Origin of the sequence: Pseudomonas sp. WS 5071 (assembly GCF_012985765.1) — a bacterium.
In the GTDB taxonomy this organism is placed as follows: domain Bacteria; phylum Pseudomonadota; class Gammaproteobacteria; order Pseudomonadales; family Pseudomonadaceae; genus Aquipseudomonas; species Aquipseudomonas lundensis_A.
On the sequence record NZ_JAAQWY010000009.1, the window covers coordinates 104,125 to 131,081 of the forward strand.

26 protein-coding genes and 1 pseudogene are annotated in these 26,957 nt (G+C 59.0%); 6 read left to right on the forward strand and 21 right to left on the reverse strand.

Features of this window, described 5'->3' with window-relative positions; all coding sequences use genetic code 11:
- Window positions 1-6 precede the first annotated feature (6 nt).
- From HBN61_RS07960 to ffh, 6 genes are all read right to left on the reverse strand, one after another.
- Window positions 7-420: an acyl-CoA thioesterase gene (locus HBN61_RS07960; protein ID WP_047277358.1), complete on the reverse strand. Its 414-nt coding sequence runs from the start codon at window positions 418-420 to the stop codon at window positions 7-9.
- A gap of 96 nt (window positions 421-516) precedes the next feature.
- Window positions 517-867: a 50S ribosomal protein L19 gene (gene rplS, locus HBN61_RS07965; RefSeq protein WP_003440273.1), complete on the reverse strand. Its 351-nt coding sequence runs from the start codon at window positions 865-867 to the stop codon at window positions 517-519.
- 45 nt (window positions 868-912) lie between these two features.
- A complete protein-coding gene (gene trmD, locus HBN61_RS07970) occupies window positions 913-1,665 on the reverse strand; it encodes a tRNA (guanosine(37)-N1)-methyltransferase TrmD (RefSeq protein WP_047277360.1) in 753 nt (250 codons plus the stop codon).
- A 2-nt stretch (window positions 1,666-1,667) separates the two neighbouring features.
- Entirely contained in the window at window positions 1,668-2,207 is a 540-nt protein-coding gene (gene rimM, locus HBN61_RS07975) for a ribosome maturation factor RimM (RefSeq protein WP_047281167.1), read from the reverse strand.
- Between the two features lie 5 nt (window positions 2,208-2,212).
- Window positions 2,213-2,464 (reverse strand): 30S ribosomal protein S16, encoded by a 252-nt coding sequence (rpsP, locus tag HBN61_RS07980; RefSeq protein WP_047277364.1) that lies wholly within the window; start codon window positions 2,462-2,464, stop codon window positions 2,213-2,215.
- A 250-nt stretch (window positions 2,465-2,714) separates the two neighbouring features.
- Complete coding sequence (ffh, locus tag HBN61_RS07985) at window positions 2,715-4,091, reverse strand: signal recognition particle protein (protein ID WP_047277366.1); 1,377 nt, start codon at window positions 4,089-4,091, stop codon at window positions 2,715-2,717.
- A gap of 207 nt (window positions 4,092-4,298) precedes the next feature.
- Here ffh and HBN61_RS07990 point away from each other — a divergent pair, with 207 nt between their 5' ends.
- The 3 genes and pseudogenes from HBN61_RS07990 to HBN61_RS08000 all read left to right on the forward strand — a co-directional run bounded on the left by HBN61_RS07990 (window position 4,299) and on the right by HBN61_RS08000 (window position 7,572).
- The gene (locus HBN61_RS07990; protein ID WP_047277368.1) at window positions 4,299-5,111 is read left to right on the forward strand and encodes a cytochrome C assembly family protein; all 813 of its coding nucleotides are present in this window, start codon (window positions 4,299-4,301) and stop codon (window positions 5,109-5,111) included.
- Between the two features lie 33 nt (window positions 5,112-5,144).
- Window positions 5,145-5,999, forward strand: a pseudogene (locus HBN61_RS07995) (transporter associated domain-containing protein); the annotation flags it as partial.
- A gap of 256 nt (window positions 6,000-6,255) precedes the next feature.
- Complete coding sequence (locus tag HBN61_RS08000; protein WP_170046468.1) at window positions 6,256-7,572, forward strand: MFS transporter; 1,317 nt, start codon at window positions 6,256-6,258, stop codon at window positions 7,570-7,572.
- Between the two features lie 55 nt (window positions 7,573-7,627).
- Here the strand turns inward: HBN61_RS08000 and purT are convergent, their stop codons facing one another.
- From purT to HBN61_RS08025, 5 genes are all read right to left on the reverse strand, one after another.
- Window positions 7,628-8,809, reverse strand: a complete 1,182-nt coding sequence (gene purT, locus HBN61_RS08005) for a formate-dependent phosphoribosylglycinamide formyltransferase (protein ID WP_083333287.1) — start codon at window positions 8,807-8,809, stop codon at window positions 7,628-7,630.
- Window positions 8,810-8,908: 99 nt separating this feature from the next.
- The gene (locus HBN61_RS08010; protein WP_047277372.1) at window positions 8,909-9,373 is read right to left on the reverse strand and encodes a 7-cyano-7-deazaguanine/7-aminomethyl-7-deazaguanine transporter; all 465 of its coding nucleotides are present in this window, start codon (window positions 9,371-9,373) and stop codon (window positions 8,909-8,911) included.
- Between the two features lie 86 nt (window positions 9,374-9,459).
- Window positions 9,460-9,669 carry a DUF1289 domain-containing protein gene (locus HBN61_RS08015; protein WP_083333286.1) on the reverse strand — a complete coding sequence of 70 codons (210 nt, stop codon included), beginning with the start codon at window positions 9,667-9,669 and terminating at the stop codon, window positions 9,460-9,462.
- Window positions 9,666-10,190, reverse strand: a complete 525-nt coding sequence (locus HBN61_RS08020) for a gamma carbonic anhydrase family protein (RefSeq protein WP_047281170.1) — start codon at window positions 10,188-10,190, stop codon at window positions 9,666-9,668. The genes HBN61_RS08015 and HBN61_RS08020 overlap by 4 nt, the downstream gene beginning before the upstream one ends.
- Before the next feature lie 41 nt (window positions 10,191-10,231).
- Window positions 10,232-10,834, reverse strand: a complete 603-nt coding sequence (locus HBN61_RS08025; RefSeq protein WP_047277378.1) for a CoA pyrophosphatase — start codon at window positions 10,832-10,834, stop codon at window positions 10,232-10,234.
- A 145-nt stretch (window positions 10,835-10,979) separates the two neighbouring features.
- Between HBN61_RS08025 and HBN61_RS08030 the strand changes: the two genes are divergently transcribed.
- Both HBN61_RS08030 and HBN61_RS08035 read left to right on the forward strand, forming a co-directional pair.
- The gene (locus tag HBN61_RS08030; RefSeq protein WP_047277380.1) at window positions 10,980-11,537 is read left to right on the forward strand and encodes an NUDIX hydrolase; all 558 of its coding nucleotides are present in this window, start codon (window positions 10,980-10,982) and stop codon (window positions 11,535-11,537) included.
- A gap of 45 nt (window positions 11,538-11,582) precedes the next feature.
- Window positions 11,583-12,149, forward strand: coding sequence for a L,D-transpeptidase family protein (locus tag HBN61_RS08035; RefSeq protein WP_047277381.1), 567 nt, complete (start codon window positions 11,583-11,585; stop codon window positions 12,147-12,149).
- A 72-nt stretch (window positions 12,150-12,221) separates the two neighbouring features.
- Here HBN61_RS08035 and HBN61_RS08040 read toward each other — a convergent pair whose 3' ends face one another.
- Window positions 12,222-12,533 (reverse strand): YqfO family protein, encoded by a 312-nt coding sequence (locus tag HBN61_RS08040; RefSeq protein ID WP_047277383.1) that lies wholly within the window; start codon window positions 12,531-12,533, stop codon window positions 12,222-12,224.
- A gap of 5 nt (window positions 12,534-12,538) precedes the next feature.
- Entirely contained in the window at window positions 12,539-16,435 is a 3,897-nt protein-coding gene (gene purL / locus HBN61_RS08045) for a phosphoribosylformylglycinamidine synthase (protein ID WP_047281171.1), read from the reverse strand.
- Between the two features lie 285 nt (window positions 16,436-16,720).
- On the opposite strand from purL, the gene mltF reads away from it, so the two are divergent.
- Entirely contained in the window at window positions 16,721-18,178 is a 1,458-nt protein-coding gene (gene mltF / locus HBN61_RS08050; protein WP_047277387.1) for a membrane-bound lytic murein transglycosylase MltF, read from the forward strand.
- A 105-nt stretch (window positions 18,179-18,283) separates the two neighbouring features.
- Here mltF and pdxJ read toward each other — a convergent pair whose 3' ends face one another.
- From pdxJ to lptF, 8 genes are all read right to left on the reverse strand, one after another.
- Window positions 18,284-19,027: a pyridoxine 5'-phosphate synthase gene (gene pdxJ / locus HBN61_RS08055; RefSeq protein WP_047278346.1), complete on the reverse strand. Its 744-nt coding sequence runs from the start codon at window positions 19,025-19,027 to the stop codon at window positions 18,284-18,286.
- Between the two features lie 50 nt (window positions 19,028-19,077).
- A complete protein-coding gene (gene recO, locus HBN61_RS08060; RefSeq protein WP_047277391.1) occupies window positions 19,078-19,767 on the reverse strand; it encodes a DNA repair protein RecO in 690 nt (229 codons plus the stop codon).
- 137 nt (window positions 19,768-19,904) lie between these two features.
- Window positions 19,905-20,807: a GTPase Era gene (gene era / locus HBN61_RS08065; protein ID WP_047277393.1), complete on the reverse strand. Its 903-nt coding sequence runs from the start codon at window positions 20,805-20,807 to the stop codon at window positions 19,905-19,907.
- Window positions 20,800-21,489 carry a ribonuclease III gene (gene rnc, locus HBN61_RS08070; protein ID WP_047278350.1) on the reverse strand — a complete coding sequence of 230 codons (690 nt, stop codon included), beginning with the start codon at window positions 21,487-21,489 and terminating at the stop codon, window positions 20,800-20,802. The genes era and rnc overlap by 8 nt, the downstream gene beginning before the upstream one ends.
- A gap of 260 nt (window positions 21,490-21,749) precedes the next feature.
- A complete protein-coding gene (gene lepB, locus HBN61_RS08075) occupies window positions 21,750-22,604 on the reverse strand; it encodes a signal peptidase I (protein ID WP_047277397.1) in 855 nt (284 codons plus the stop codon).
- 5 nt (window positions 22,605-22,609) lie between these two features.
- The gene (gene lepA, locus HBN61_RS08080; RefSeq protein ID WP_047277399.1) at window positions 22,610-24,409 is read right to left on the reverse strand and encodes a translation elongation factor 4; all 1,800 of its coding nucleotides are present in this window, start codon (window positions 24,407-24,409) and stop codon (window positions 22,610-22,612) included.
- A gap of 161 nt (window positions 24,410-24,570) precedes the next feature.
- Window positions 24,571-25,632: an LPS export ABC transporter permease LptG gene (gene lptG / locus HBN61_RS08085; RefSeq protein WP_047278352.1), complete on the reverse strand. Its 1,062-nt coding sequence runs from the start codon at window positions 25,630-25,632 to the stop codon at window positions 24,571-24,573.
- On the reverse strand, window positions 25,625-26,743 hold the full coding sequence (gene lptF / locus HBN61_RS08090; RefSeq protein ID WP_047277403.1) for an LPS export ABC transporter permease LptF: 1,119 nt from the start codon (window positions 26,741-26,743) through the stop codon (window positions 25,625-25,627). The genes lptG and lptF overlap by 8 nt, the downstream gene beginning before the upstream one ends.
- Window positions 26,744-26,957: the final 214 nt, after the last annotated feature.

A 26,957-nucleotide genomic window follows, 5' to 3' on the forward strand; every position in this document is an offset into this window, starting at 1 on the left:
TCGCCGTTACTGGGCAAACCCTGGCAATACGGGAACAGGCCGCTTGTCGTCGTCGATGGCCACGAAGCTGAACAAGCCCTGGATCGCGAGTTCACGTCCGTCGCTGCTCATGCTTTCAACGTAGACCTGCACTTCAACCTTGAGGCTGGTGTTACCGACTTTCACCACGCGTCCGACCAGCTCAACGATTGAGCCCGCCGCTATCGGGTGATTGAAGTTGATGGGATCAGTGGACACGGTCACCAGCGGCAGGCGACAGAAACGGGTCGCGGCGATGAACGACACTTCATCCATCCAGGCCAATGCGGTGCCGCCAAACAGGGTGTTGTGGTGATTGGTGGTCGAAGGGAATACGGCTTTGGTGATGCGGGTAACAGACAGTTCTGTACGGCGTTGAATCTCTTGCTCACGCGGTGTCATGCTTTTTACTACCTACAACTGGACAAAGGTCTGATAAATCTCAGGCAACAAAAAAGCAGCCCGAAGGCTGCTTTTTTCTGCATCGGGAAGCTGGACTTAAGCCAGTTTTTCCTTGATGCGAGCTGCTTTACCGGACAGGTCACGCAGGTAGTACAGCTTGGCTTTACGAACGTCACCGCGACGCTTCACAGCCATGCTGTCGATTTGCGGGCTGTAGGTCTGGAAAGTACGCTCTACGCCAACACCGTTGGAGATTTTACGAACAGTGAAAGCACTGTTCACGCCACGGTTACGCTTGGCAATCACTACACCTTCGAAAGCTTGCAGACGCGAACGATCGCCTTCCTTCACTTTCACCTGAACGACGATGGTGTCGCCCGGGGCAAAAGGAGGGATCTCTTTAGTCATCTGCTCTGCTTCGAGTGCAAGGATGATTTTGTTAGTCATGCTGTGCTCCTAAGGTAGATCGTCGGATCTACCATCGATACGTTGTTAACTATCGTCCCGCGCGAGGATGTATTCCTCGAGCAGCTTCTTCTCTTCTCCAGAAAGCGAGCGGCTTTCCAGAAGATCGGCGCGTCGTTCGTAGGTCCGCCCAAGGGACTGCTGCAAACGCCAACGCCGGATGTGTGCATGATTGCCACTAAGCAATACGTCGGGAACACGCTGATCCGCATACACCTCCGGTCGGGTGTAGTGCGGGCAATCCAGCAGACCATCCGTAAAGGAATCTTCCTCGGCGGAGTCCGCATGCCCTAAAGCTCCAGGCAGCAGTCGTGTAACCGCATCAATCAGAACCATTGCCGGCAGCTCGCCGCCAGACAATACATAGTCGCCAATCGACCACTCTTCATCGACATGAGCGTCAATAAAACGCTCGTCAATGCCTTCATAACGACCTGCAATGAGGATTAATGCTTCCTCATTCGCCAGTTCGCGTACCGCCGACTGATTCAGCTGGCGGCCTTGGGGCGACAGGTAAATTACCTTCGCCGCCTCTCCGGCTGCATTTCTGGCCTGAACCAGTGCATCTTCCAGAGGCTTGATCTTCATCACCATGCCCGGACCACCGCCAAATGGGCGATCGTCCACAGTGTGATGCCGGTCCGTTGTGTAGTCTCGCGGATTCCAACAGGTGAGCTGCAAGAGCCCTTGTTTCACCGCGCGACTCGTGATGCCGTAGTCGCTGATGGCGGAAAACATTTCGGGAAACAAACTGATCACTTCTACGCGCAAATTAGCCACGCTTAGAAGTCCGCATCCCAATCCACCTTCATCTCGCTGGCTGCCAGGTCGACGCTCAACACGCATTGCTCTGTATAGGGCAACAAGCGATCACGGTCATCCAGGCTACCTGGGCAAGGTTTGACGTACATCACATCGTTAGAGCCAGTCTCTAGCAGGTGATCGATTTTTCCGAGCAGTTGCCCTTGTGTATCGATGACCTTGAGGCCTTCAAGCTGGTACCAGTAGTACTCGCCGTCGGTCAGTTCAGGAAACAGGTTACGGGGCACGCAGATTTCGAATTCGCGAAGAAGGCCTGCTTCATCACGGTCATCAAGACCCTTGAGCTTCACAACCAGAAACTTGCCGTTCTGGGAACGACCACTGACCAGCTCTGCCTGCCGTACATCGCCACCACGCCGAAGCGTTGCGGTCTTGTAATCCAGCAGGTTGTCAATTGGATCCGTAAAGGAATACACCTTCACTTCGCCGCGAACGCCATGAATCGAAAAAATCTTGCCGATAACGATCAAATCATCAGCAATTTCTGGCGTCACGCTCATATTGCTCAGGCCGCAGCCTTGGCATTGACTTTCACAAGCTGAGCAACGCGCTCAGACATTTGTGCACCAACGCTCAACCAGTAAGCGAGGCGGTCTTCTTTAACGGAGAAACGAACTTCCTGACCACGGGCAACCGGGTTGAAGAAGCCAATTTGTTCCTTGTGGGAACCGTCACGTGGGTTACGGCTATCGGTAACGGTCAAGTGGTAAAACGGGCGCTTTTTGGAGCCGCCAAGGGCAAGACGGATTGTTAGCATGTGTAGATCTTTCCTGTAGTCGGTGCTGCAAATCTAAATGCACAGCGGGCATAGGTGCCCGAAAGGCCGCATATTCTAAGGAATATCCGGACTTTTGCAAATGTCTTTTTCTGGCGCCTACGTGGCGTTACATCCAGATCTGCTATAAGGCCGCCACGAATGGCGACAGGTCAGCTCCCGCACAGTGCGGGTTTGCTGGAGGTCTCGCAGGGCTGCGAGCTGCGCAAACGCGAGCGCTTGCGCAGGTAAATTACATTTTCGGCATGCCGCCGCCGGGCATCATCGAGCCCATGCCGCGCATCATTTTGGCCATGCCGCCTTTGGAAGAGAATTTCTTCATCATCTTTTGCATCTGCTTGTGTTGCTTGATCAAGCGACCGATATCCTGCACTTGCGTGCCGGAACCCATGGCAATACGACGTTTGCGCGAACCGCTGATCAGCTCAGGGTCACGACGCTCGGCCGGGGTCATGGAGTTGATGATGGCTTCCATTTGCTTGAACTGCTTTTCTGCTGCGCCCTGGGCATTGCCCATTTGCGCCAGATTCACGCCACCCATGTTCGGCAGCTTGTCCATGAGGCCGCCGAGGCCGCCCATGTTTTTCATCTGTTGCAGTTGATCGCGAAAATCTTCGAGGTCGAAGCCTTTACCTTTCTTGAGCTTTTTAGCCAGCTTGTCGGCTTTTTCTTTATCGAGGGTCTGTTCGGCCTGCTCGATAAGGCTGAGCACATCGCCCATGCCCAAAATACGTGACGCAATACGGTCGGGGTGGAACGGGTCGAGCGCATCGCTCTTCTCGCCCATGCCGAGGAACTTGATCGGTTTACCCGTGATGGCGCGCACGGACAACGCGGCACCGCCACGGGCGTCACCATCGACCTTGGTCAGGATCACACCGGTCAGCGGCAGGGCATCACCAAAGGCCTTGGCCGTGTTGGCGGCGTCCTGGCCCGTCATGGCGTCCACCACGAACAAGGTTTCTGCTGGCTTGACCGCCGCGTGCAGTTCCTGAATCTCGGCCATCATGTCGGCGTCGATGTGCAGGCGACCGGCGGTATCGACGATCACGACATCAATGAACTTGAGCCGCGCTTCATTAATAGCCGCTTGAGCAATCGCCACCGGCTTCTGGCTGATGTCGGACGGGAAGAAGGTCACGCCCACTTCGCCAGCCAGGGTTTCCAGCTGCTTGATCGCGGCCGGACGATACACGTCGGCGGACACGACCATGACGGTTTTCTTTTTGCGCTCTTTGAGGAAGCGCGCCAGCTTGCCGGCGGTGGTGGTTTTACCCGCACCCTGCAAACCGGCCATCAGGATCACGGCAGGCGGCGTGACGTTGAGGATCAGATCCTCGTTCGCCGCGCCCATCAGGCTTTCGAGTTCAGCCTGGACGATCTTCACAAACGCCTGGCCCGGCGTCAGGCTGCGCGACACTTCAGTGCCGACAGCGCGCTCTTTGACCGCGTTGACGAAGTCTTTGACCACTGGCAAAGCCACGTCGGCTTCCAGCAACGCCATGCGCACTTCGCGCAGGGTGTCTTTGATATTGTCCTCGGTCAGCTTGGCCTTGCCGGTGACATGGCGCAGCGTCTGCGAGAGACGGTCGGTTAAATTTTCAAACATGCGCGATCCTTTCAGGCCCAAAGTAGACCGGGGTTATTGCGGCCCAGCCCGTGTAAAACTGATGCTCGGCGAGCCTGCGGCGTGGGCAGGTCGCGGATTATAGCGAAGACTGATCGCGGCGGACACCTTACCGTCAGCTTATGTGGCTTTCGTGTTCAGGCGGTTGTATGCCAAACTCAGCCCTTTCGGGCTTGCCTAACAGGATTTATGCTCCCCTTGTCACCGAGTTTGCTCCCCAGCCTCGCCGCCGCATGTCTATACGCCGCTGCGACTTTCTATCAAGGCAATTGCTTGCGCCACGGCGCAAAGGCAAACAAACGCCTGTTGGTGACGCTCGGCATCCTTGCCGTCATCACCCACGCCGCGAGCCTTTTTACCCATTTGATGACCCCCGCCGGGCTGGAGCTGGACTTTTTCAGCGCCGCCAGTCTGATTGCGGTCGCCGTGATTGCCGTCACGCTGGTCGCCTGCGCCCGCATTCCGGTCGAGAACCTGCTGCTGCTTCTATACCCGCTGGGCGCCCTGACCGTGCTGCTGTCTGAATTTGCCCCGCCCGGCACGGTGCAAGTCATTAATGAACAGCCCGGCATCCTCGCCCACATCCTGCTGTCGATTTTGGCTTACGGCATGTTCACCATTGCGGTGTTTCAGGCGCTGCTGCTGTCATTGCAAAACCATCAGCTCAAACACAAGCACCCCAAGGGCCTGATCAAAAACTTCCCGCCGCTGCAAACCATGGAAAGCCTGCTGTTTGGTTTCTTGTGGGCGGGCTGGACGTTGCTGTCGCTGTCGCTGATCTCGGGCTGGCTGTTCCTGGGCAATCTATTTGCTCAACACTTGGTGCACAAAACGCTGTTGGCGTGCCTGGCCTGGATCGTGTTCAGCGTGCTGCTGTGGGGTCGCCATCACCTCGGATGGCGCGGCCACAAAGCCATCCGCTGGACGTTTGCCGGGTTCTGCCTGCTGATGCTGGCCTACTTTGGTAGCAAGCTGGTTCGTGAATACATTCTGCATATTTGACGGGCGATGATTATGGATAGCTTGCCCCCCGGGCCGCTGCTGGCCTTATTGGCCCTGGTGTTTGCAGGACTGGGCTTCTGTATTGGACTGCTGTCGCGCAGGTCGCGATCCGTGGTCCAGCGTGCCGAACCCCACTCGCCTCACAGCGCCCTGCCCCACGAGGACGACGAACCCAATCATCGCCCGCCCTTGCTGGCCGGCATCCACGCGCTGGATAACATCACCGTCAATGACATCCTGATCCCGCGCAGCGAGGTCGAAGGCCTTAACCTCGACGACCCGATTGAAGACCTGATCGAGCAGTTACGCCAGACCAAACGCACGCGCCTGCCGGTGTTCCATAACGACATCAATCAGGTTGAAGCGATCCTCAACACGCGCCACATCCAGCACATGCTGCCGGACGCCAGCCTGACCAAAGAGGCGATTCTGGCCGTTTGCCACGAACCCTACTTCATCCCTGAAAGCACCCCGCTGCATTTGCAGCTGCTGAATTTTCACAAACAGCAGCGCCGTATCGGCATCGTGGTGGATGAATACGGCGAAGTGCTCGGCATTGTGACTCTTGAGGACATCCTCGAAGAGATCGTGGGCGAATTCGAAAACGAGCAAAACGTCGATAACCCGCACATTGAGCCGCTGCCCGATGGCCGTTACGTGGTGGACGGCGCGGCATCGATTCGCGAGCTGAATAAAAGCTTGGGTTGGCAACTGCCCTGCGACGGGCCCAAAACCCTGAACGGACTGGTCACCGAGGCCCTGGAAACCATCCCGGAAACCACGGTATGCCTGAAAATTGGCCGCTACCGACTGGAAATCCTCGACACCGAAGATAACCGTGTCAGCCGCGTGCTGATCTGGCACAACAGCGTCAAGCCCGCGGCCTGATGGCCGCGCCGGGCCTTGTTCGATTCCGGCAGGGCTCCCTATAATCACTCCCGCTTACCCAAGCCCCGCCAACAGGCGTGCTACCCGCGCGCTGCGTCCCCGGCGGGTTGTTGTTCGCAGTACCTGCGTGCGTTCCCATCCCGAACGGCGCTTGCACCCTGATATCCCTCGGGGCCAACGACCATAACAATCGCTCAGCCTCGCCTCGCTCCCCGCCCAGGCCAGCCATGAGCACATAACTGTCAGGGATATGCACATGACCTCCAGCACCACTTACAGCGAAGCCTCATCCGAAAAACCGGCCAACTCAGCCGCCCGCGTGGCCACCGCCAGCTTTATCGGAACCGCCATCGAGTTCTACGACTTTTATGTGTACGCGACGGCCGCCGCGCTCGTCATCGGGCCGGTGTTCTTTCCGCAGACATCCGGCACCGCACAAATGCTGTCGGCTTTTCTGACCTTCGGCATCGCCTTTCTCGCACGCCCGCTGGGCTCATTTCTGTTCGGCCATTACGGTGACCGCATTGGCCGCAAGTCGACACTGGTGGCCTCGCTGTTGCTGATGGGCGTGTGCACCACGCTGATTGGCGTGCTGCCGGGCTATGCCACGATCGGTGCTTGGGCGCCCATCCTGTTGTGTGTGCTACGTTTTGGCCAAGGCCTGGGTCTGGGCGGGGAACGGGGTGGCGCTGCCTTGCTGGCCACTGAAAACGCGCCAAAGGGCAAACGCGCCTGGTTCGGCATGTTCCCGCAGCTGGGCCCCTCAATTGGCTTTCTGGCGGCCAATGGTTTGTTTTTGACGCTGGCCATGACCCTGAGCGATGAGCAGTTCCGCGCTTGGGGCTGGCGAATTCCATTCCTGCTGAGCGCGGCGCTGGTGATGGTGGGGCTGTATGTGCGCCTCAAACTTGAAGAAACCCCCGTATTCGCCAAAGCCGTGGCGCAACACGAACGGGTGAAGATGCCGATCATCGAGCTTTTCAGCCAGTACTGGGCGCCGATGCTGTTGGGCACAGCGTCGATGGTGGTGTGTTACGCGCTGTTTTACATCTCGACGGTGTTCTCCCTGAGTTACGGGGTGTCGACCCTGGGCTACACCCGCGAAACCTTCCTCGGCCTGCTGTGCTTTGCCGTGCTGTTCATGGCGGCCGCCACGCCACTCTCAGCCTGGGCCAGCGACCGCTGGGGACGCAAACCGGTGCTCATCGTCGGTGGCGTACTGGCGTTGCTGTCAGGTTTTTTGATGGAGCCATTGCTCACCCACGGCACCACATGGGGCGTGGCGCTGTTTTTGTGTATTGAACTGTTTTTGATGGGCGTGACCTTTGCGCCGATGGGCGCCCTGCTGCCCGAGCTGTTCCCGACCCGCGTGCGCTATACCGGCGCGTCGGCCGCGTACAACCTGGGCGGGATTGTCGGCGCGTCTGCCGCACCGTTCTTCGCGCAAAAGCTGGTCAGCATGGGTGGTTTGAGCTGGGTTGGCGGGTACGTATCAGGTGCGGCGCTGCTCAGCCTGATCGCCGTGCTGTGCCTGAAGGAAACGAGGGAAGCTGACCTGAACAAGGTCGCGTGAAGCAGCTTGGGAGCTTGGGGTCGCTGCCGCCCGGTGCGGCAGCGACCCCAACGATTTACAGCTCGACGACCACGGCCTTGGCGGCACGTGTGGCTTTGGCGCGTGCGACCTCGATCGATTCGTCACGGGCCAGGGCTACGCCCATACGACGCTGACCGTTGACTTCTGGCTTGCCGAACAGGCGCAACGCGGTATCAGGCTCGCTCAGGGCGGCGCCCAGGTTGGCAAAAGCCGTCTGGGTGGATTGCCCTTCCACCAGAATCACAGCCGACGCTGACGGCCCGAACTGACGAATCAGGGGAATCGGCAGACCGAGGATAGCGCGCGCGTGCAGCGCAAACTGCGACAGGTCCTGAGAAATCAGCGTGACCAGCCCTGTGTCATGCGGGCGCGGCGACACTTCGCTGAACCAGACCTGATCGCCCTTGATAAACAGCTCAACGCCGAACAAGCCGCGTCCGCCCAGCGCCTCTGTCACAGCTTTGGCCACGCGCTCGGATTCAGCCAGCGCAATCGGGCTCATGGCCTGCGGCTGCCACGACTCCTGATAATCGCCGTTCTCCTGACGATGCCCCACTGGCGCACAGAATGTGGTGCCGCCGATGTGGCGCACGGTGAGTAAGGTGATTTCGTAATCAAAGTCGATAAAGCCTTCGATAATGACCCGACCTTTCCCGGCACGGCCGCCTTCTTGCGCGTAATCCCAGGCTTTTTGCACATCATCCGCACTGCGTAGCAGGCTCTGGCCTTTGCCCGACGAACTCATGACCGGCTTGACCACACACGGGAAGCCGAGGTCTTGCACGGCACGGCTGTAGTCTTCAAATGTGTCTGCAAAGTGATAAGGCGAGGTCGGCAGGTCCAGTTCTTCAGCGGCCAGACGCCGGATGCCTTCACGGTTCATGGTCAACGCCGTGGCGCGGGCAGTCGGGATGACGGTAAAGCCTTGCGCTTCCAGCTCGACCAGCGTAGCGGTCGCGATGGCTTCGATTTCCGGCACGATGAAGTGCGGCTTCTCAGCTTCGATCACGGCCCGCAAGGCTGCACCATCGAGCATGTTGACCACGTGACTGCGATGCGCCACCTGCATGGCCGGGGCATGGGCGTAGCGATCAACGGCAATCACTTCGACACCCAAACGCTGCAGTTCGATGACAACTTCTTTACCCAGCTCGCCGCAGCCACACAGCAATACGCGGGTCGCGGTCGGCGACAGTGGAGTTCCGATACGGGTCATTTCAGGTCCTCAAGGAAACAAATCATCGAAGGCGCTCGCCAGGCCAGCGCCTGCTGGGGGAGAAAGGCCGGCATTTTACATGATCCGGGCCGCGAGACCTTATCGGGCCGCTGCTTTGCGCATTCGCCAGGCCATGGCCAGCCACACGCAGGTCACGCCTGCGAACTTGGAGCCCATGGCGGTCAGGATCACGCCGGGGGTAAACGCATCGATCATGCCGAAGAAAATGAAGGTATCGATCGGGATACTCAGCGCGGAGCTGATCCATAGCCGGTCGTGCAACGGGCGCCTGGTGAGGCTGAACACCAGCCAGTCAATGCACTCGGACACGGCAAACGCGGTGGCGCTGGCCAGGGCAATGGAAGGGTCTGAAGTGACGTACGACAACACCAGTGCCGCCAGCATGGCCGCAATGGCGCCATGACCAAAGCGGGTTTGCACCATGTCGCGCAGGACAAATACCAGCCCGCCCCAGGCCGACCAGATGATGTCCAGGTGCGGCGCCGTGGAAAACGCGTAGTTGATGAGCACAACGCTGGCGATATAAGCGACGAGAAACAACATGGTAACGGGAGACACCTGTGGGCAAGGCGCACAGGGTACTTGAGTCATGCCTGTATTTGTAGTCGCTGGCGCAGCGACTACGCCGCTCAGACCGGGCCGTTCAGCATCCACATCACGCCACGGGAGGTGGCCCGCTCATGGCACAACACCAGCACGTCGCGACGCTCAGCGTTGGTCATGCGGCTCCAACGGGTGATTTCAGTCACGGTGCGTTGGCAGCCCGTGCACACGTCATCGTCGTCCAGTGCGCAAATGTTCACGCAGGGGGACGCCACCGGGCGCTGCGGATCATTCACGATGACTGCTCTTCAAGGTCGCGGGCGTACCGCTGGCCATTTTTCACATAATGGGCCGCACTGGCTTGCAGCAACGCTTTCTGCTCGTCAGTGAGGTCGCGGACCACTTTGCCGGGCGACCCCATGACCAGCGAACCGTCGGGTATGACCTTGCCTTCGCCAATCAGGGAATTGGCTCCGATGATGCAGTGCTTTCCAATCTTTGCGCCGTTGAGGATCACGGCGTTGATCCCGATCAGGCTGTAGTCGCCGACCGTGCAGCCATGCAGCATGGCGTTATGACCAATGGTCACGCCCGTGCCCAGGGTCAGCGGGTAGCCCATGTCGGTGTGCATCACGGCGCCGTCCTGCACGTTGCTGTCCTTGCCGATGAGAATCAGCTCGTTATCGCCGCGTAAAACGGCGTTGAACCACACGCTGGCGCCCTCTTCGAGCCGGACGCGACCGATCAACGTGGCAGTGGGCGCGATCCAGCTGTCAGGGTGAGTGTCGACGCACGCGTCGCCCAAACGGTATTTCATGGCAAAGTCCTCAAGGCAGGCATGACCCTGTGAGCAGGGTTCTAGAAGGTGATAAAGCGTTCTGGCGGGGTGTGCAGGTTGATGTTCACGTCGTCGTAGAGCAGGTTCATTAACTCAACGATCATGATCGCGGTCAGCCCCCAGATTTTGTACACGCCGAAGCGGTAACTCGGCACGTACCAACTGCGGCCCTGATAGTCGATACGGTGCGTGTGTTCGCGCGGGTCCTGGCGAAAGAAATCCAGGGGCACGCTGAACACGGCCGCGATTTCCGCATCGTTGGCCAGGTATTCCACATAGTCCGGCACAACCCCGACGAAGGGCGTCACACGAATGCCGTGCAGGGAGATCAACGGGCTCAGCGGGCCAATGACTTCGACCAGCCCCGGCGGCAGGCCGATTTCTTCTTCAGCTTCGCGCAGGGCCGTGAACACAAGGTCCGGGTCCTCGGGGTCACGTCGACCTCCGGGGAATGCCACTTCGCCGCCATGGGTTGAGAGGCCGCTGGCGCGCAGGGTCAAAATCAATTCAGGCTCATCACTGCGGGTCACGGGCAGCAACACCGCAGCCTCGGGGAAATTGCGCTCTGTCACCAGCGTTCGCGGGGTATAGCGGCTCACGCGGCCAAGCAGCTCGTCCAGCATAGGTCATCTCGATCCGTCACTTATCGGGCATCATGCACCAAATCACCCAAAGCACCCAAGCCCCACACTGTCGCAGCACGCCATGCGGCACTTGCCCAAGCCCCGCCAGAACCGCCAAGATAGGCGCCACACCAGAGAGCTCAGCATGAAATTTTGCAGCCAGTGCGGCCATTCCGTCAGCCAACACATCCCGCAGGGCGATTCGCGCCTGCGCTACGTGTGCGACCACTGCCAGACCATTCATTACCAAAACCCGAACATCGTTGCCGGGTGCGTTCCGACGTGGGGCACTCAAGTCTTGCTGTGCAGGCGCGCAATCGAACCGCGCAAAGGGTTCTGGACGCTGCCCGCCGGCTTTATGGAAAACGGAGAAACCGTTGAGCAGGCCGCGCAACGCGAAACCCGCGAAGAAGCCTGTGCCGAAGTCGCGAACCTGAGCATCTATACCTTGATCGATGTACCGCACATCAATCAGGTGCATATTTTCTACCGCGCCGAACTGCTGAACCGCGACTTTGCGGCCGGTGAAGAGAGCCTTGAAGTGCGCCTGTTCGACGAAGCCGACATCCCTTGGTCAGAGCTGGCTTTTCGCACGGTCAGCCGTACCTTAGAATGCTTTTTCGCTGACCGGCCGGGGCAGGTCTATCCGGTGCGCAGCGAAGCCGTGCCGCCCTTGGCAGGCCTGATCAAACCTCAACAATAAATACAGTGCTCGTCACCCCCACTGCACCTCTAGGGATACCGCTCCATGCGTTGGTTGTTTACCGCACTCTGCCTGTCATTTGCTGTTACGTGCCAAGCCGCCGTTGTCGTCACCATCAACGGCAAGCCGGTCGATAAAAATGAAGTGATCCAACCGCATCGTTCGTCGCAGCCCGCCCGCGCGTCTGCCCCGGTGGAAAAAATCCTGGTGCTCAAGTCGGCCCGCCAATTGCAGTTGATCAGCAACGGCAAACCGATCCGCACGTACCGCATTTCATTGGGCAAACAACCCAAGGGGCCGAAAACCCGTGAAGGTGACAAGCGCACCCCGGAAGGCCTGTATTGGGTCGACTGGCGCAAGAAAAGCGAGAAATTCAACCTCGCCATGCACATCTCCTACCCCAACATCAGCGATGCCGCACAGGCCCGCCGCGAAGGGGTGAGCCCGGGGTCAATGATCATGATTCACGGCACGCCCGACACCGAAGAAAACCCGGAGAACCTGTTTCACACCCTGGACTGGACCGATGGCTGCATCGCCATGAAGAACTATGAAATGCGTGAGGTGTGGAACCTGACCAAAGACGGCACGATGGTCGAAATCCGCCCCTAAGCACCAGGCTCCACGCAACAAAAAGCCCGCTGACCGTTACCGGTTCAGCGGGCTTTTTGTTGCAGTGCCAGGCTAGATGTCCGCCAGGCGCCACACTTCATAGGCAGGCGTTTCGTACGGGTGGCTGAGCTTGAGCGCAGCCACCACCGCCTGGATCAGATCATCGGCCACCACCAGCTCAACTTTCCATTCCCCGACATACTCGACCGCGCCGGTTTGCCCGATGAACGGCTGACTGCCGTCCAGCGCACGAAACTGGCCCTGGCCCATGGTCTGCCAGGCGCAGTGGTCGTAGTTGCCGATGCGACCGCCACCGGCAGCGAACACGGCATCCTTGACCCCATCCACATGGCTGGGAGGCACGAAAAAGCTGAGCTTGTACATCGCGCTTAATCCACCCAGACGCGAGCGTTACGGAACATGCGCAACCAAGGCGCATCTTCGTTCCACTCTTCAGGGCGCCACGAGTTTTGCACGGCGCGGAATACACGCTCCGGGTGCGGCATCATGATGGTCACACGACCGTCACGGCTGGTCAGACCGGTAATCCCGCGCGGCGAACCGTTCGGGTTGGCCGGGTAGCTTTCAGTGACTTTGCCGTGGTTATCGACGAAACGCAGTGCCACGGCACCGGACAAGTCCGCTTGCAACATGGCTTCTTCGCTGGCGAATTCAGCATGACCTTCGCCGTGGGCAATGGCGATTGGCATGCGCGATCCGGCCATGCCTTGCAGGAAGATCGAGTTCGACTCCTGCACCTGCACCATGGCGACACGGGCTTCGAACTGCTCGGAGCGGTTGCGCACAAAGTGCGGCCACAACTCGCTGCCCGGGATCAGTTCGCTGAGGTTGGACATCATCTGGCAACCGTTGCACACGCCCAGCGAGAAGCTGTCGGAACGCTCGAAGAAGCTCTGGAACGCATCCCGCGCACGGGTGTTGAACAGTGCCGACTTGGCCCAGCCTTCACCGGCGCCCAGTACGTCACCGTAAGAGAAGCCACCGCAGGCCACCATGCCTTTGAATTCGTTCAGGTCGACACGGCCGGCCAGAATGTCGCTCATGTGCACGTCAATGGCGTTGAAACCGGCACGATCAAACGCTGCGGCCATTTCAACCTGACCGTTGACGCCCTGCTCACGCAGTACCGCCACTTGCGGGCGAATGCCCTTCTTGATGTAAGGCGCGCTGATGTTGTGGTTGACGTCAAAGCCGAGCTTGACCGTCAGGCCCGGGTTGTCTTCTTCCAGCAGCACGTCGAATTCCTGATCAGCGCACTCGGCGTTATCACGCAGGCGCTGGATCTGGTAGCTGGTTTGTGCCCACTGACGCTGCAGGGAACCGCGCTGACCTTCGAACACCGTCTCGCCCTTAAGGCTGATGGTGACTTCGCTGTTGTTCAGCGGCTGGCCGATCACGGCCACGCACTCACCCAGGCCTGCAACGCTGAACTGAGCCAGCACTTCGGCCGTCGCATCCTGACGCACCTGAATCACCGCGCCCAATTCTTCGTTGAACAGGATGGCCGGGATTTCACTGGCGTTTTGCGTCAGGCAATCGAGGGTCAGGTTCAAGCCGCAATGACCGGCGAAGGCCATTTCCAGCACGCTGGTCATCAGGCCACCGTCGGAACGGTCGTGGTAAGCCAGCAAATGGCCGTCGGCATTGAGGCCCTGGATCACAGCGAAGAAGGCTTTGAGGTCTTCGGCGTCGTCGACGTCTGGCGCCTGCTTGCCCAGCTTGCCGTAGGTTTGCGCCAGAATGGACGCCCCCATGCGGTTCTGGCCACGGCCCAGGTCGATCAGGATCAGGTCCGTCAGGCCTTTGTCCATGCGCAATTCGGGGGTCAGGGTCTGGCGGATATCCACCACCGGGGCGAAACCGGTGACCACCAGCGACAGCGGCGAGGTCACGCTCTTCTCGGTCCCCTCTTCGTTCCAGCGGGTTTGCATCGACATCGAGTCTTTGCCGACCGGGATGGTAATCCCCAGCTCAGGGCACAACTCCATGCCGACCGCTTTCACGGTGTCGAACAGACGGGCGTCTTCACCCGGATGACCGGCAGCGGACATCCAGTTGGCCGACATTTTGATGTCGGACAGCTTGCCAATGCGCGACGCTGCAATGTTGGTCAGGGTCTCGCCGATGGCCATGCGGCCCGAGGCCGGCGCATCCAGCAGGGCCAGCGGTGTACGCTCACCCATGGCCATGGCTTCGCCGGTGTAGACGTCAAAACTGGTGGCGGTGACGGCCACGTCAGCCACCGGCACTTGCCAAGGGCCAACCATTTGATCGCGCGCGACCAGACCGGTAATGGTGCGGTCGCCAATGGTGATCAGGAAACTTTTGCTGGCCACCGCCGGGTGATGCAGAACGCGCTCGACGCACTCGCCAATGCTCAAGGTCGCCGGGTCGAAATCATCGCCCAGTTCCTGCTCGCGCACGGCAGAACGGTGCATGCGGGGCGCCTTGCCGAGCAATACTTCCAGCGGCATGTCCACCGGGTTGTTACCGAAGTGGCTGTCGGTGACGGTCAGTTGCGGCTCGGCCGTGGCCTCACCGACCACAGCAAACGGGCAACGCTCGCGTTCACAGATGGCCTGGAAACGCTCGAAGTCCTCAACGCCCACAGCCAGTACGTAACGTTCCTGAGACTCGTTGCTCCAGATTTCGTGCGGGGCCATGCCCGGCTCGTCGTTCGGAATGTTGCGCAGTTCGAAACGGCCACCCCGGTCGCCATCGTTCACCAGCTCGGGGAACGCATTGGACAGGCCGCCCGCACCCACGTCATGGATGAAACTGATCGGGTTCTTGTCACCCAGCTGCCAGCAGCGGTCGATCACTTCCTGGCAACGGCGTTCCATTTCCGGGTTTTCGCGCTGCACCGATGCGAAGTCCAGGTCCGCCGAGCTTGCGCCGGTGGCCATGGAAGACGCGGCACCGCCGCCCAGACCGATAAGCATGGCCGGGCCGCCCAGCACGATCAGTTTGGAACCGACCGTGATTTCGCCTTTTTGAACGTGTTCGGCGCGGATGTTGCCCATGCCGCCCGCCAGCATGATCGGCTTGTGATAACCGCGTACTTCGTCGCCATGGGGCGTGCTGATCGATTGCTCGAACGTGCGGAAGTAGCCGGTCAGTGCCGGACGGCCGAATTCGTTGTTGAACGCGGCGCCGCCCAATGGGCCTTCAATCATGATGTCCAGCGCGTTGACGATGCGCTCAGGCTTGCCGTACGGCACTTCCCACGGCTGTTCAAAGCCCGGGATTTGCAAGTTGGATACGGTGAAACCGGTGAGCCCGGCCTTAGGCTTGGCGCCACGACCGGTGGCACCTTCGTCGCGAATTTCGCCGCCCGAGCCGGTGGCCGCCCCGGGGAACGGTGCAATGGCGGTCGGGTGGTTGTGGGTCTCGACTTTCATCAAGATGTGCACCGGCTCCTGCACCGCACCGTACTGGCGGGTATCAGGGTTCGGGAAGAAGCGGCCGGCCACGCTGCCAACAATGACCGACGCGTTGTCTTTATAAGCCGACAGAACACCTTCGCTGTGCATCACGTAGGTATTTTTGATCATGCCAAACAGGCTTTTTTCCTGATTTTGGCCGTCGATGTCCCAACTGGCGTTGAAAATCTTGTGGCGGCAATGCTCGGAGTTGGCCTGGGCAAACATCATCAGTTCGATGTCATGCGGGTTGCGGCCCAGACCGTTGAAGGCATTGACCAGATAGTCGATTTCGTCTTCTGCCAGCGCCAAGCCCAGCTCGACGTTGGCTTTCTCCAGCGCAGCACGCCCGCCACCGAGCACGTCAATCGCCGTCAGCGGCTTGGGTTCGGCATGGCTGAACAGACCGGCAGCCTGCTCCAGGTCGCCCAACACGATTTGCGTCATGCGGTCATGCAAGGCGTCGGCAATCAGTTGCGCCTGGGCGTCACTGAATTGACCGGCCACATAGAAAGCAATGCCGCGTTCCAGGCGCTGGATCTTGGCCAGGCCACAGTTACGGGCAATGTCGCTGGCCTTGCTCGACCAGGGCGAGATGGTGCCAAACCGCGGCAACACCAGGAACAGTCGGCCACTCGGCTCTTGAACCGGCACACTTGGACCGTACTTGAGGAGACGAGCCAGTACCAGTTGCTCGTCGCTGGTCAATTCGCCTTTAACATCGGCGAAGTGGGCGAATTCAGCGTACAAACCGCTGACAGCTGGAACCTTTTGGCTCAGTTGTGCGAGAAGTTTGTTGTGGCGAAAGGCAGAAAGGGCAGGAGCGCCGCGCAGGATCAACATCTTCGGGACAGCCTCGGGAGGGGTGTGCTTTGAGGCCCGGCATTCTAACGTAAACCGTTGGCCTCGGCACCCGAAACGGCACACCAAGCGCACGCCAAACGTCGTTAATCGATCAGGGCCTTATTCTTTGTGGCTATCAGCGCGCGTGCGGCTGGTCGATTCAGCTCTTTAAACCCCCCTGAACCCCCCATTTCACAAGGGTTTGAGCGGTTTTGGGGGTTGTTATCAGAATGGCTACATATTGTCGAGATATGGCACCCGCCCTGCTTTGCGTATACTGCGCGCATGTTTTCTCTATCAGCAATCCGCCCGCGCTGCGCCAAATGGCTCCTCGCAACCGGACTCTTCCTGATGCTCGGTGCCTGCGTTGAAAAACCCAGCACTCTGGAGCGTGTAAAGGAGGACGGGGTACTGCGGGTCATTACTCGTAACAGCCCGGCCACTTACTTTGAAGACCGCAACGGCGAAACCGGCTTCGAATACGAGCTGGTCAAACGCTTTGCCGACGACTTGGGTGTCGAACTCAAAATCGAGACCGCTGACAACCTGGATGACATGTTTACCCAGTTGGGCCAGCCTGACGGCCCTGTGCTGGCTGCTGCCGGACTGGTCAGCAGCGAGAATCGACTCAAACAAGCCAAGTTTTCCCACCCTTACCTCGAAGTCACGCCCCAGATCATCTACCGCAATGGGCAGTCGCGCCCTACCTCTGCCGCTGATCTGGTAGGCAAACGTATTACCGTCCTTAAAGGCAGTTCCCACGCAGAACAGCTTGCCGAACTGAAGAAACAATACCCTGGCATTGAATACGACGAATCCGACGCCGTGGAAGTGGTCGACCTGTTGCGCATGGTCGATGAGGGGCAAATCGACCTGACCCTGGTGGACTCCAACGAAGTGGCCATGAACCAGGTGTATTTTCCCAATGTGCGCGTAGCGTTTGATCTGGGTGACGCCCGCAGCCAACGCTGGGCGGTGATGGCAGGCGAAGACAACAGCCTGCTGAACGAGATCAATGCTTATCTGGACAAGGTCGAAAAGAACGGCACGCTGCAACGCCTCAAGGACCGTTACTACGGCCACGTGGACGTACTGGGTTATGTGGGCGCCTACACCTTCGCCCAGCACTTGCAGCAGCGCTTGCCCAAGTACGAAAAATTCTTCAAGGATGCCGCCAAGAAAGAAGGCATCGACTGGCGCTTGCTGGCGGCGATGGGCTACCAGGAATCGCTGTGGCAACCGACTGTCACCTCAAAAACCGGTGTTCGCGGGCTGATGATGCTGACGCAGAATACGGCGCAGGCCATGGGTGTGGCCAATCGGCTGGATGCCAAGCAAAGCATTCAGGGCGGCGCTAAGTACCTGGCGCTGATCAAAAGCGAGCTGGACGACGACATCCAGGAGCCGGATCGCACCTGGTTTGCCCTGGCAGCCTACAACGTCGGCGGCGGGCATCTGGAAGATGCACGCAAACTGGCCAAGAAAGAAGGCCTGAACCCGAACAAGTGGCTGGACGTCAAAAAGATGCTGCCCCGCCTTGCGCAGAAGCAGTGGTACAGCAAAACCCGTTATGGCTACGCCCGCGGCGGCGAGCCTGTGCATTTTGTGGCCAACATCCGTCGTTACTACGACATCCTGACATGGGCCACGCAGCCGCAGCTTGAAGGCGACCAGGCGGCTGACAGCAAGCTGCACATTCCCGGCATCGACAAGACCAAGCCCAAAGAAGAACCCCAGCTGTAGCGGCGGTTCTTCTTTGCAGTCACGGTTCGAGGCGGCTTATCCGGCGATCAAGTGCCTGTCGCACCCGCACCGCGCCGTTTGCGCTGCTTGAAAGCGTAAATGCTCTCAGTGCCTGGCGGCTGCCACAATCAACGCTTTCATTTCCGAGACGGCCGACTTGAAGCCTACGAACAGGGCATGTGCCACCAACGCATGACCGATGTTCAGCTCATTGATGCCTTTGATGGCGGCCACGGCCTCCACGTTGTGGTAATGCAGGCCATGCCCGGCATTGACGATCAGCCCTTGAGCCAGACCACAGGCCACGCCTTGCGCTACCCGTTGCAGTTCTTGCGCCACCTCGGCGGGGGTTTGCGCATCGGCATAACGACCGGTGTGCAATTCAATCGCCGGCGCACCGACTCGCTTCGATGCCTCGATCTGACGCTCATCGGCATCGATGAACAGCGACACTTCACAGCCAATCCGGCTCAAGCGCTCAACCGCTGCTTTAATCCGGGCTTCCTGCCCCGCCACGTCCAACCCACCCTCTGTGGTCAGTTCCTGACGGGTTTCAGGCACCAGACAGATGTGCGCCGGACGAATGCGCTCGGCAAACGCCATCATTTCTTCGGTCACGCCCATCTCGAAATTCATGCGGGTTTGCAGCACATCCTTGAGCAACAACACGTCGCGCTCTTGAATGTGGCGGCGGTCTTCACGCAAGTGCACGGTAATGCCATCGGCGCCCGCCTCTTCAGCGTCCAGCGCGGCCTTGACCGGATCAGGGTAACGCGTGCCCCGAGCCTGACGCAGCGTGGCTACGTGGTCGATATTCACGCCGAGAAGGATGCGATTGCTTTGGGTCACGAGGGCTCTCCTGAAGAGTTGAAGATTCGGCGCACAGCATACCGGTCTATTCAGGGCTTGCGAAACAACTCACGACTGGCCAGGGGCTTGCCCGCCAAGTGAACCGCCAATGCCTGACGCATCAAACGCTTGGCCGCCGACAACGCACCCGCGGTGGTCCAGTCAGCCTCGGCCATGGCCTGTAGCTCAGCGCCGTGAAACAACCCCGGCTGTACCAGATAAATGCGCTCCAGCCCGGCATCGACCTGCAAACGGTACATGCCGTCACTGGCTATCGGCTCACCCTGAATGTCCCGAGAAAGCGAAAACCCGTACCCCAAATCATCCAGCAAGCGCCATTCGAAGGCCCGTAGCAGAGGTTCCAGCGGTCGACCTTCGGCCAACGCCAGGAGGGTGGCTGCGTAGTGATCAAAGACCGCGGGGTGCGGGTCTTCAGCCGGTAGCAAGCGCACTAACAATTCATTGAGATAAAGACCGCTGAATAACGCTTCGCCATTGAGCCAGGTGGACACCCCGGCGCTCTCCATGCGCCCGACGTTTTTCAGTTCGCCGCGCCCACGAAACTCGATTTCCAGAGGGACAAAAGGCCGCGCCAGCGAACCGGCCTTGCCCCGCGCACTGCGCAGCACTGCCCGCAAACGCCCCTGCGGCGTGATGAAATCCACCAGCGCACTGGTTTCACGGTAGGGGCGGCTGTGCAGGACGTAGGCAAGTTGCGCGGCGGGGGGGGAACTGGACATGGCAGGCACGCCTCTGTGAAAACGAAAAGCGCCCTCACCTTGCCTCTTGGGGAAGAGGGACTGGAAGTAAAAGCACATCTACGCAGCACTGCTGCTCCCCCCGTTCCTGCAGGAACGGGGGGAGTGAAAAGCTGCCGTTACAGGTCGCCGTAGCCCAACGAACGCAAGGCGCGCTCGTCGTCGGACCAGCCGCCCTTCACCTTCACCCACAGGTTAAGCATGATTTTGGAGTCGAACAGCAGCTCCATGTCCTTGCGCGCTTCAGTGCCAATACGCTTGATGCGCTCACCCTTGTCGCCAATGATGATTTTTTTCTGGCCGTCACGCTCCACCAGAATCAAGGCATGGATATGCAGGGTTTTGCCCTGCTGCTTGAACTCTTCGATTTCGACGGTGATCTGGTACGGCAGTTCTGCACCCATCTGGCGCATGATCTTTTCGCGGACCAGCTCGGCGGCCAGGAAGCGGCTGCTGCGGTCGGTGATCTGGTCTTCTGGGAAGAAATGCTCGTTTTCCGGCAGGTGATCGGCAATCACACGCTCAAGCGCGTCCAGGTTATGGCCGTGCTGAGCCGAGATCGGGATGATCTGCGCGTTCGGCAGTTGCGCCTGCAGCCAGCTCAGGTGCGGCATCATCTCGGCTTTGTCTTCGATGCGATCGGTCTTGTTCAACGCCACGATCAGCGGGCCGGTCACGTACTGCACGCGCTCCAGTACCATCTGGTCTTCGTCGGTCCACTTGGTGCGGTCCACGACAAAGATCACCACGTCGACGTCTTTCAACGCTGCCGAAGCGGTTTTGTTCATGTAGCGGTTCAGGGCTTTCTCGCCACCCTTGTGCATGCCCGGGGTGTCGACGTAAACCGCCTGCACACTGCCTTCGGTTTTAATACCGAGCATGTTGTGACGAGTGGTTTGCGGCTTGCGCGAAGTGATCGCCAGCTTTTGACCGAGGATATGGTTCAGCAGCGTGGACTTACCCACGTTTGGTCGGCCAACAATGGCGACATAGCCACAGCGTGTTGCAGTTGAATCAGTCATGGCCATTCTCCACGCCAAGGGCAATCAGTGCTGCAGCGGCCGCTACCTGTTCGGCAATGCGACGGCTCACACCCTGACCCCGGCTTTTTTCATTCAATAAGGCAATTTCGCACTCTACAAAGAAGGTGCGGCAATGCGGTTCGCCCTGGATATCCACCACTTCATAACGCGGCAGCTCACAGGCACGCGACTGCAGGAACTCTTGCAGTCGGGTTTTCGGATCTTTGTTGGTGTCGACCAGGGTCAACGTCTCGAATTCGCTGGCCAGCCAGGCCAGTACGCGGTCGCGGGCCACTTCCATGCCCGCATCCAGGTAGATGGCGCCGATCAGCGCTTCAAGGGCATCGGCCAGAATCGACTCGCGACGGAACCCGCCGCTTTTCAGCTCGCCCGAGCCCAGGCGCAAGTACTCGCCCAACTCAAAGCCACGGGCCAGTACGGCGAGGGTTTCGCCCTTGACCAGACGGGCACGTAAACGCGACAGCTGGCCTTCGCGAGCCAACGGGAAGCGATCAAACAGCGCTTCACCGGCTACAAAATTGAGGATCGCATCACCGAGAAACTCAAGACGCTCGTTATTGCGCCCCGCGAAGCTGCGGTGTGTGAGGGCCAGAACCATCAGTTCCTGGTCCTTGAAGGTGTAACCGAGCTGCTGCTCTAAACGACTTAATGAAAAACTCACGATTTACCCACGCTGAGTTCGTGGCCGAATGTCACCACCGGACCGATATTAGGGATCAGTGATGCTCGTTTATCGCATAGCAAATGGACGGGGAACAGGCTGTTCGCCGCCGTCGCACTTAACGCTTTGTTCAAATCCACATCCTGAATACTGTTGCCGCCCTGCCTGACGCTGCACGGCGGTTGTAAGAACCGTCAGGCCACCGATTTATACGGCCACCTGAAAAGCATTCGGCGCTGTTATTAACAGCGCCGTTTTGGCTACTTGATCAGACCCACTCGCGAGAAGTTCGGCAAATGGCTCATTTTCGGTTCGGGCCAGCTCATCCAAACAGCGAAGGCCTTGCCGACGATATTCTTGTCGGGGACCATGCCCAGCTCGTCTTTGGGAATGTTCGGATCATCCCAATAACGGCTGTCGTTCGAATTGTCGCGGTTGTCACCCATCATGAAGTAATGCCCGGCCGGAACCGTCCATTCATGATCAGGCGGTGTGCGGTAGCGGCTCATTTCCTTGCGGATCATGTGCTCCACTTCGCCCAGTTTCTCTTTGTACAGTTGTGCGCTGCCCAGCGTGCCGGGCTCGGCCCCCACCAGCGTCTCGGCAACCAATTGATCGTTGACGTAGAGCTTCTTGTCGCTGGTGTAACGGATTTTGTCGCCCGGCAGGCCCACTACACGCTTGATGTAGTTGACGGTCGGATCGCTCGGGTAGCGAAACACCATCACATCGCCCCGCTGCGGATCACCCACTTCGATGACTTTCTTGTCGATCACCGGCAGGCGGATCCCGTAAGAAAACTTGTTCACCAAAATGAAGTCGCCCACGTCCAGCGTCGGCTTCATCGAGCCGGACGGAATCTGGAACGGCTCAACCAGAAACGAACGCAGCACCAGCACGATGAACAACACCGGGAAAAACGACTTGCCGTATTCAACCAGCAGCGGTTCCTTGTTGAGCTTCTCGACCACCTGCATATCGGCCGGCTGGACGCTGGCCTGATAGTTGGCAACAGCCTTGCGCCGGCGAGGCGCCAGGAAGACCAGATCGAGCAGCGCCAGCAAACCGCAGACGGCTACAGCAATGACCAGCAACAGCGGGAAATTTAGTGACATAGGACCTAACTATCCAACCTGAGCACTGCAAGGAAGGCTTCTTGTGGAATTTCCACGTTACCCACTTGCTTCATGCGTTTTTTACCAGCCTTTTGCTTTTCCAACAGCTTGCGCTTACGGCTAACGTCACCACCGTAGCATTTGGCCAGTACGTTCTTTCTGAGTGCCTTGACAGTGGTTCGCGCCACAATCTGCCCGCCAATGGCGGCCTGAATGGCGACATCGAACATCTGACGCGGAATCAGTTCTTTCATTTTTTCGGTCAGTGCACGCCCTTTGTAGTGAGCGTTGTCACGGTGAACGATCAAGGCCAGTGCATCGACCTTTTCACCGTTGATCAGCACGTCGAGCTTCACCAGGTTGGCAGACTGGTAACGGTCAAAGTGGTAATCGAGCGAAGCATAGCCGCGACTGGTGGATTTGAGACGGTCGAAGAAGTCCAGAACCACTTCGTTCATCGGCAAATCGTAGGTCACTTGTACCTGTGTGCCCAGGAACAGCATGTCGTGTTGAACGCCACGCTTCTCAATGCACAGGGTAATGACGTTGCCCAGGTGCTCTTGAGGCACAAGAATGTTGGCACGCACGATAGGCTCGCGCATGTCTTCAATCATGGACAGGTCCGGCAGCTTGGACGGGTTGTCGACGTAAATCGTTTCACCGGTCTTGAGCAGCAACTCGAAAATAACGGTTGGCGCGGTGGTGATCAGGTCCAGGTCGTACTCGCGCTCCAGGCGCTCCTGAATGATCTCCATGTGCAGCATGCCGAGGAAGCCGCAACGGAAGCCGAAGCCCAGTGCGTCGGAGCTTTCCGGGGTGTATTGCAGCGACGAGTCGTTCAGCGTGAGCTTTTGCAGCGCATCGCGGAAGTCTTCAAAGTCGTCGGAGCTGACCGGGAACAGACCGGCGTACACCTGCGGCTGAATGCGTTTGAAGCCGGGCAGGACGTCCACATCCGGGGTGGAACTCAAGGTCAGGGTGTCGCCCACTGGCGCGCCGTGAATGTCCTTGATACCCGCGATGATGAAACCTACTTCACCGGCTTTGAGGTCGGCGGTCGCCGTGTGCTTGGGGTTGAATACACCGACGCTGTCCACCAGGTGGATCTTGCCGGTGGACTTGACCAGAATCTTGTCGCCCTTTTTCACACGGCCGTGGCGCACGCGAACCAGGGACACAACGCCCAGGTAGTTGTCGAACCAGGAGTCGATGATCAACGCTTGCAGCGGATCTTCGATGTTGCCGGTCGGCGCAGGAATGGTGTGCACCAGACGCTCGAGCACTTCATCGACGCCCAGGCCGGTCTTGGCGCTGCACGTTACGGCGTCGGTGGCATCGATACCGATGATCTTCTCGATTTCTTCCTTCACCCGATCAGGATCGGCTTGCGGCAGGTCGATCTTGTTCAGAACCGGCATGACCTCAAGGCCCTGCTCGATAGCGGTGTAGCAGTTGGCGACGGACTGGGCCTCTACGCCCTGCCCCGCATCGACCACCAGCAAGGCACCTTCACAGGCCGCCAGCGAACGGCTGACTTCATAGGTGAAGTCAACGTGGCCGGGGGTGTCAATGAAGTTCAACTGGTAGGTATTACCGTCTTGCGCCTTGTAATACAGAGTAACGCTGTGGGCCTTGATGGTGATCCCGCGCTCACGCTCGAGGTCCATGGAGTCCAGCACCTGGGCTTCCATTTCACGGGCAGTCAGGCCGCCGCACATCTGGATGAAACGATCGGCCAGCGTCGACTTGCCATGGTCAATGTGGGCGATGATGGAGAAATTGCGGATATGACTCAAATCACTCACGGGTCAACACTCAAAAAAAGTCGCAGGCAGACTGCCCGCCGAAAAATAGCCGGGAATTGTACCTGTGATCGCGACGAGCGTCACGTTTACAGGCCAATGCTCCCCCACAAAAAAGCCCCTGTCGCGGGACAGAGGCTTTTGGTTCGAGCTTTACAGGTCGATCAACCCGCCCGTCGCAACAGCCAGACGCCCGCCAGGGCGCAAATGAGGGCTGGCAATATCACCGCAAACAGCGGGGAGAAGCCAAACACCAGGCTGGACGGCCCCAGCAGGTCTTGCGCGATCTTGAACGTGAAGCCCACCAGCACGCCGGTAAACACCCGCTGCCCCAGGGTCACCGAGCGCAACGGGCCGAAAATGAAGGAAATCGCCATCAACACCAGCGCGGCAGTGACCAGCGGCTGCAACACCTTGACCCAAAATGCCAGCCAGTAACGACCGTTGTTCAAACCCTGGTCTTTCAGGTAATGGATGTAATTCCACAGACCGCTGATTGACAGCGACTCAGGGGCCATCACCACGGTGTTGAGCAACTGCGGGCTCAAGGCCACGTCCCAACGCTCCACCGGGGCGCTGACCACTTCAGTGCTGCGGTCATGGAACAGCGTGGTATTCACATCCGTCAGTTGCCAGTGATCTTTGTCGAACTCTGCCTTTTTGGCGAAGCTCGACGACAGCATGTGGCGCTCTTCGTCAAAGCGGTAGCGCGTTACGCCAAACAGCGTGCCGTTCGGCTGGACGGCGTTGATGTGGATGAACTCTTCACCCTGACGGTGCCACAAACCGTGCTTGGAGCTTTGCGCATCACCGCTGCCCAGCGCCAGCGCACGATTGGCCTGCGCCATGGTTTCAGTGGCAGGTGCCACGTATTCGCCCACCAGCACGCCCGCCACCATCAGCACCAGCATGGGTTTCATGACCGACCACACGATACGGCCGATGGACACCCCGGCCGCACGCATGATGGTCAGCTCGCTGTTGCTGGCCAGACTGCCCAGCCCGATCAGGCAGCCGATCAGCGCCGCCATTGGCAACATGTCATACATGCGCCGCGGTGCCGTCAGCAGCACGTAGCTGAGCACGTCCATCACGGTATAGCTGTCGCTGATGTTGCCCGTCTCGTCGATAAACGCAAACAGCGACGCCAGCCCCAAAATAATGCCCAGCACAGCCAGGATCGCCAAAAAGACGCTGCTACCGATGTAGCGGTCGAGCTTACCCACGCGTCATCTCCTTCACGCTACGGCGACTAGCCAGCTTCAAGCGCAGCGGCTCCCAGTACAGCAACAACAGACCAATGGCCAGGAACAGCGCATGCACCCACCACAGCCCCAGGGTGGGCGACAACTTGCCTTTTTCCAGGGCACCACGGGCCGAGATCAGAATGGTCAGGTAACCCATATAAAGAAGAATCGCCGGCAACAGCTTGAGGAAGCGACCCTGACGCGGGTTGACGCGTGACAGCGGCACGGCGATGAGGGTCACGATAAACACCAGCAGCGGCAATGAAATACGCCATTGCAGCTCGGCAATTGCCCGCGGCTCGGGGTTGCCAATCAGGTCGAGGGTCGGGATTGCGTCGCGGTCGGTCACTTCATCGCTGGCATCTGGCTTGGGCAACAGCACGCCATAGGTGTCGTACTTGATCGCGCGGTAATCGGCCAGACCCGGGTTACCGTCATAGCGGTAGCCATTATTGAGAATCAGCCAGCGACTGCCATCGGGACGGACTTCCTGATGGCCTGTTTCGGCCACCAGCACCGAGATGCTACGGTCCTTGGCGTCCTGACCCAGGCTTTTTTGCGAGATGAACACGCCCGAGAGGTTGGTCCGGTCGTTGGTCAGCTCTTCGGTGTAGGTCACGCGCGAACCGTCGCTCAACGCCTGGAAGCGCCCAGGCACCAGCGTGTCGAACTCGGTCAGTGCATCTTGCTTGTTCAGCAACAGCTGAAACTGGTTCGCACCCTGCGGCGCCAGGCTCAGGCTCAGCCAGGCCACGATCAGGGCCACGAACGCCGCCGGAATCATGGTCAGGCCCAGCAGGCGCTGCTGGCTCATGCCCGTGGCCGAAAGCACGGTCATTTCGCTTTCGAGGTACAGACGGCCATAGGCCAGCAAAATACCGAGAAACAGCCCCAACGGCAGAATCAGCTGCATGAAGCCCGGCAGACGGAAGCCCATGATCAGGAACAGGGAACCCGGGTCAAGAGCGCCAGAGGCAGCCTGTGCCAGGTACTTGATGAAGCGACCGCTCATGATGATGACCAGCAGCACAGCGCTGACAGCGCTCAATGTAAGCAGGACTTCGCGGGACAAATAACGGAAGACGATCAAACCAGACACTCCAGGGTCGTCAGGCTAAGGCGGCCAAACAAGCGGCGTTACCAGTGGGTCAGGCATTCATCATAGATGAGCCGGGCCGACTAAAAAGATGGCGCATTATCCTGTGAATGACCTCGCCTGTCACTGCGCTTGCTTACCCAAGGTTACAAAGCAGCCATTGCAGGCCACGCAAGGGTTGTCAGCCGCGACCGACGGGGTTCAAACT

What these genes read in the sequence shown, in the direction of transcription:
- HBN61_RS08010 (WP_047277372.1), bottom strand. Translation starts at nt 9,373, where the DNA reads ATGTTGTTTCTCGTCGCTTATATCGCCAGCGTTGTGCTCATCAACTAC.
- recO (WP_047277391.1), bottom strand. Translation starts at nt 19,767, where the DNA reads ATGTCCAGTTCCCCCCCCGCCGCGCAACTTGCCTACGTCCTGCACAGC.
- era (WP_047277393.1), bottom strand. Translation starts at nt 20,807, where the DNA reads ATGACTGATTCAACTGCAACACGCTGTGGCTATGTCGCCATTGTTGGC.
- lepB (WP_047277397.1), bottom strand. Translation starts at nt 22,604, where the DNA reads ATGTCACTAAATTTCCCGCTGTTGCTGGTCATTGCTGTAGCCGTCTGC.
- rimM (WP_047281167.1), bottom strand. Translation starts at nt 2,207, where the DNA reads ATGAGCGTGACGCCAGAAATTGCTGATGATTTGATCGTTATCGGCAAG.
- HBN61_RS08020 (WP_047281170.1), bottom strand. Translation starts at nt 10,190, where the DNA reads ATGAAATACCGTTTGGGCGACGCGTGCGTCGACACTCACCCTGACAGC.
- HBN61_RS07990 (WP_047277368.1), top strand. Translation starts at nt 4,299, where the DNA reads ATGCTCCCCTTGTCACCGAGTTTGCTCCCCAGCCTCGCCGCCGCATGT.
- HBN61_RS08030 (WP_047277380.1), top strand. Translation starts at nt 10,980, where the DNA reads ATGAAATTTTGCAGCCAGTGCGGCCATTCCGTCAGCCAACACATCCCG.
- HBN61_RS07960 (WP_047277358.1), bottom strand. Translation starts at nt 420, where the DNA reads ATGACACCGCGTGAGCAAGAGATTCAACGCCGTACAGAACTGTCTGTT.
- mltF (WP_047277387.1), top strand. Translation starts at nt 16,721, where the DNA reads ATGTTTTCTCTATCAGCAATCCGCCCGCGCTGCGCCAAATGGCTCCTC.
- purL (WP_047281171.1), bottom strand. Translation starts at nt 16,435, where the DNA reads ATGTTGATCCTGCGCGGCGCTCCTGCCCTTTCTGCCTTTCGCCACAAC.
- purT (WP_083333287.1), bottom strand. Translation starts at nt 8,809, where the DNA reads ATGACCCGTATCGGAACTCCACTGTCGCCGACCGCGACCCGCGTATTG.
- HBN61_RS08025 (WP_047277378.1), bottom strand. Translation starts at nt 10,834, where the DNA reads ATGCTGGACGAGCTGCTTGGCCGCGTGAGCCGCTATACCCCGCGAACG.
- rplS (WP_003440273.1), bottom strand. Translation starts at nt 867, where the DNA reads ATGACTAACAAAATCATCCTTGCACTCGAAGCAGAGCAGATGACTAAA.
- rpsP (WP_047277364.1), bottom strand. Translation starts at nt 2,464, where the DNA reads ATGCTAACAATCCGTCTTGCCCTTGGCGGCTCCAAAAAGCGCCCGTTT.
- ffh (WP_047277366.1), bottom strand. Translation starts at nt 4,091, where the DNA reads ATGTTTGAAAATTTAACCGACCGTCTCTCGCAGACGCTGCGCCATGTC.
- HBN61_RS08040 (WP_047277383.1), bottom strand. Translation starts at nt 12,533, where the DNA reads ATGTACAAGCTCAGCTTTTTCGTGCCTCCCAGCCATGTGGATGGGGTC.
- HBN61_RS08000 (WP_170046468.1), top strand. Translation starts at nt 6,256, where the DNA reads ATGACCTCCAGCACCACTTACAGCGAAGCCTCATCCGAAAAACCGGCC.
- HBN61_RS08035 (WP_047277381.1), top strand. Translation starts at nt 11,583, where the DNA reads ATGCGTTGGTTGTTTACCGCACTCTGCCTGTCATTTGCTGTTACGTGC.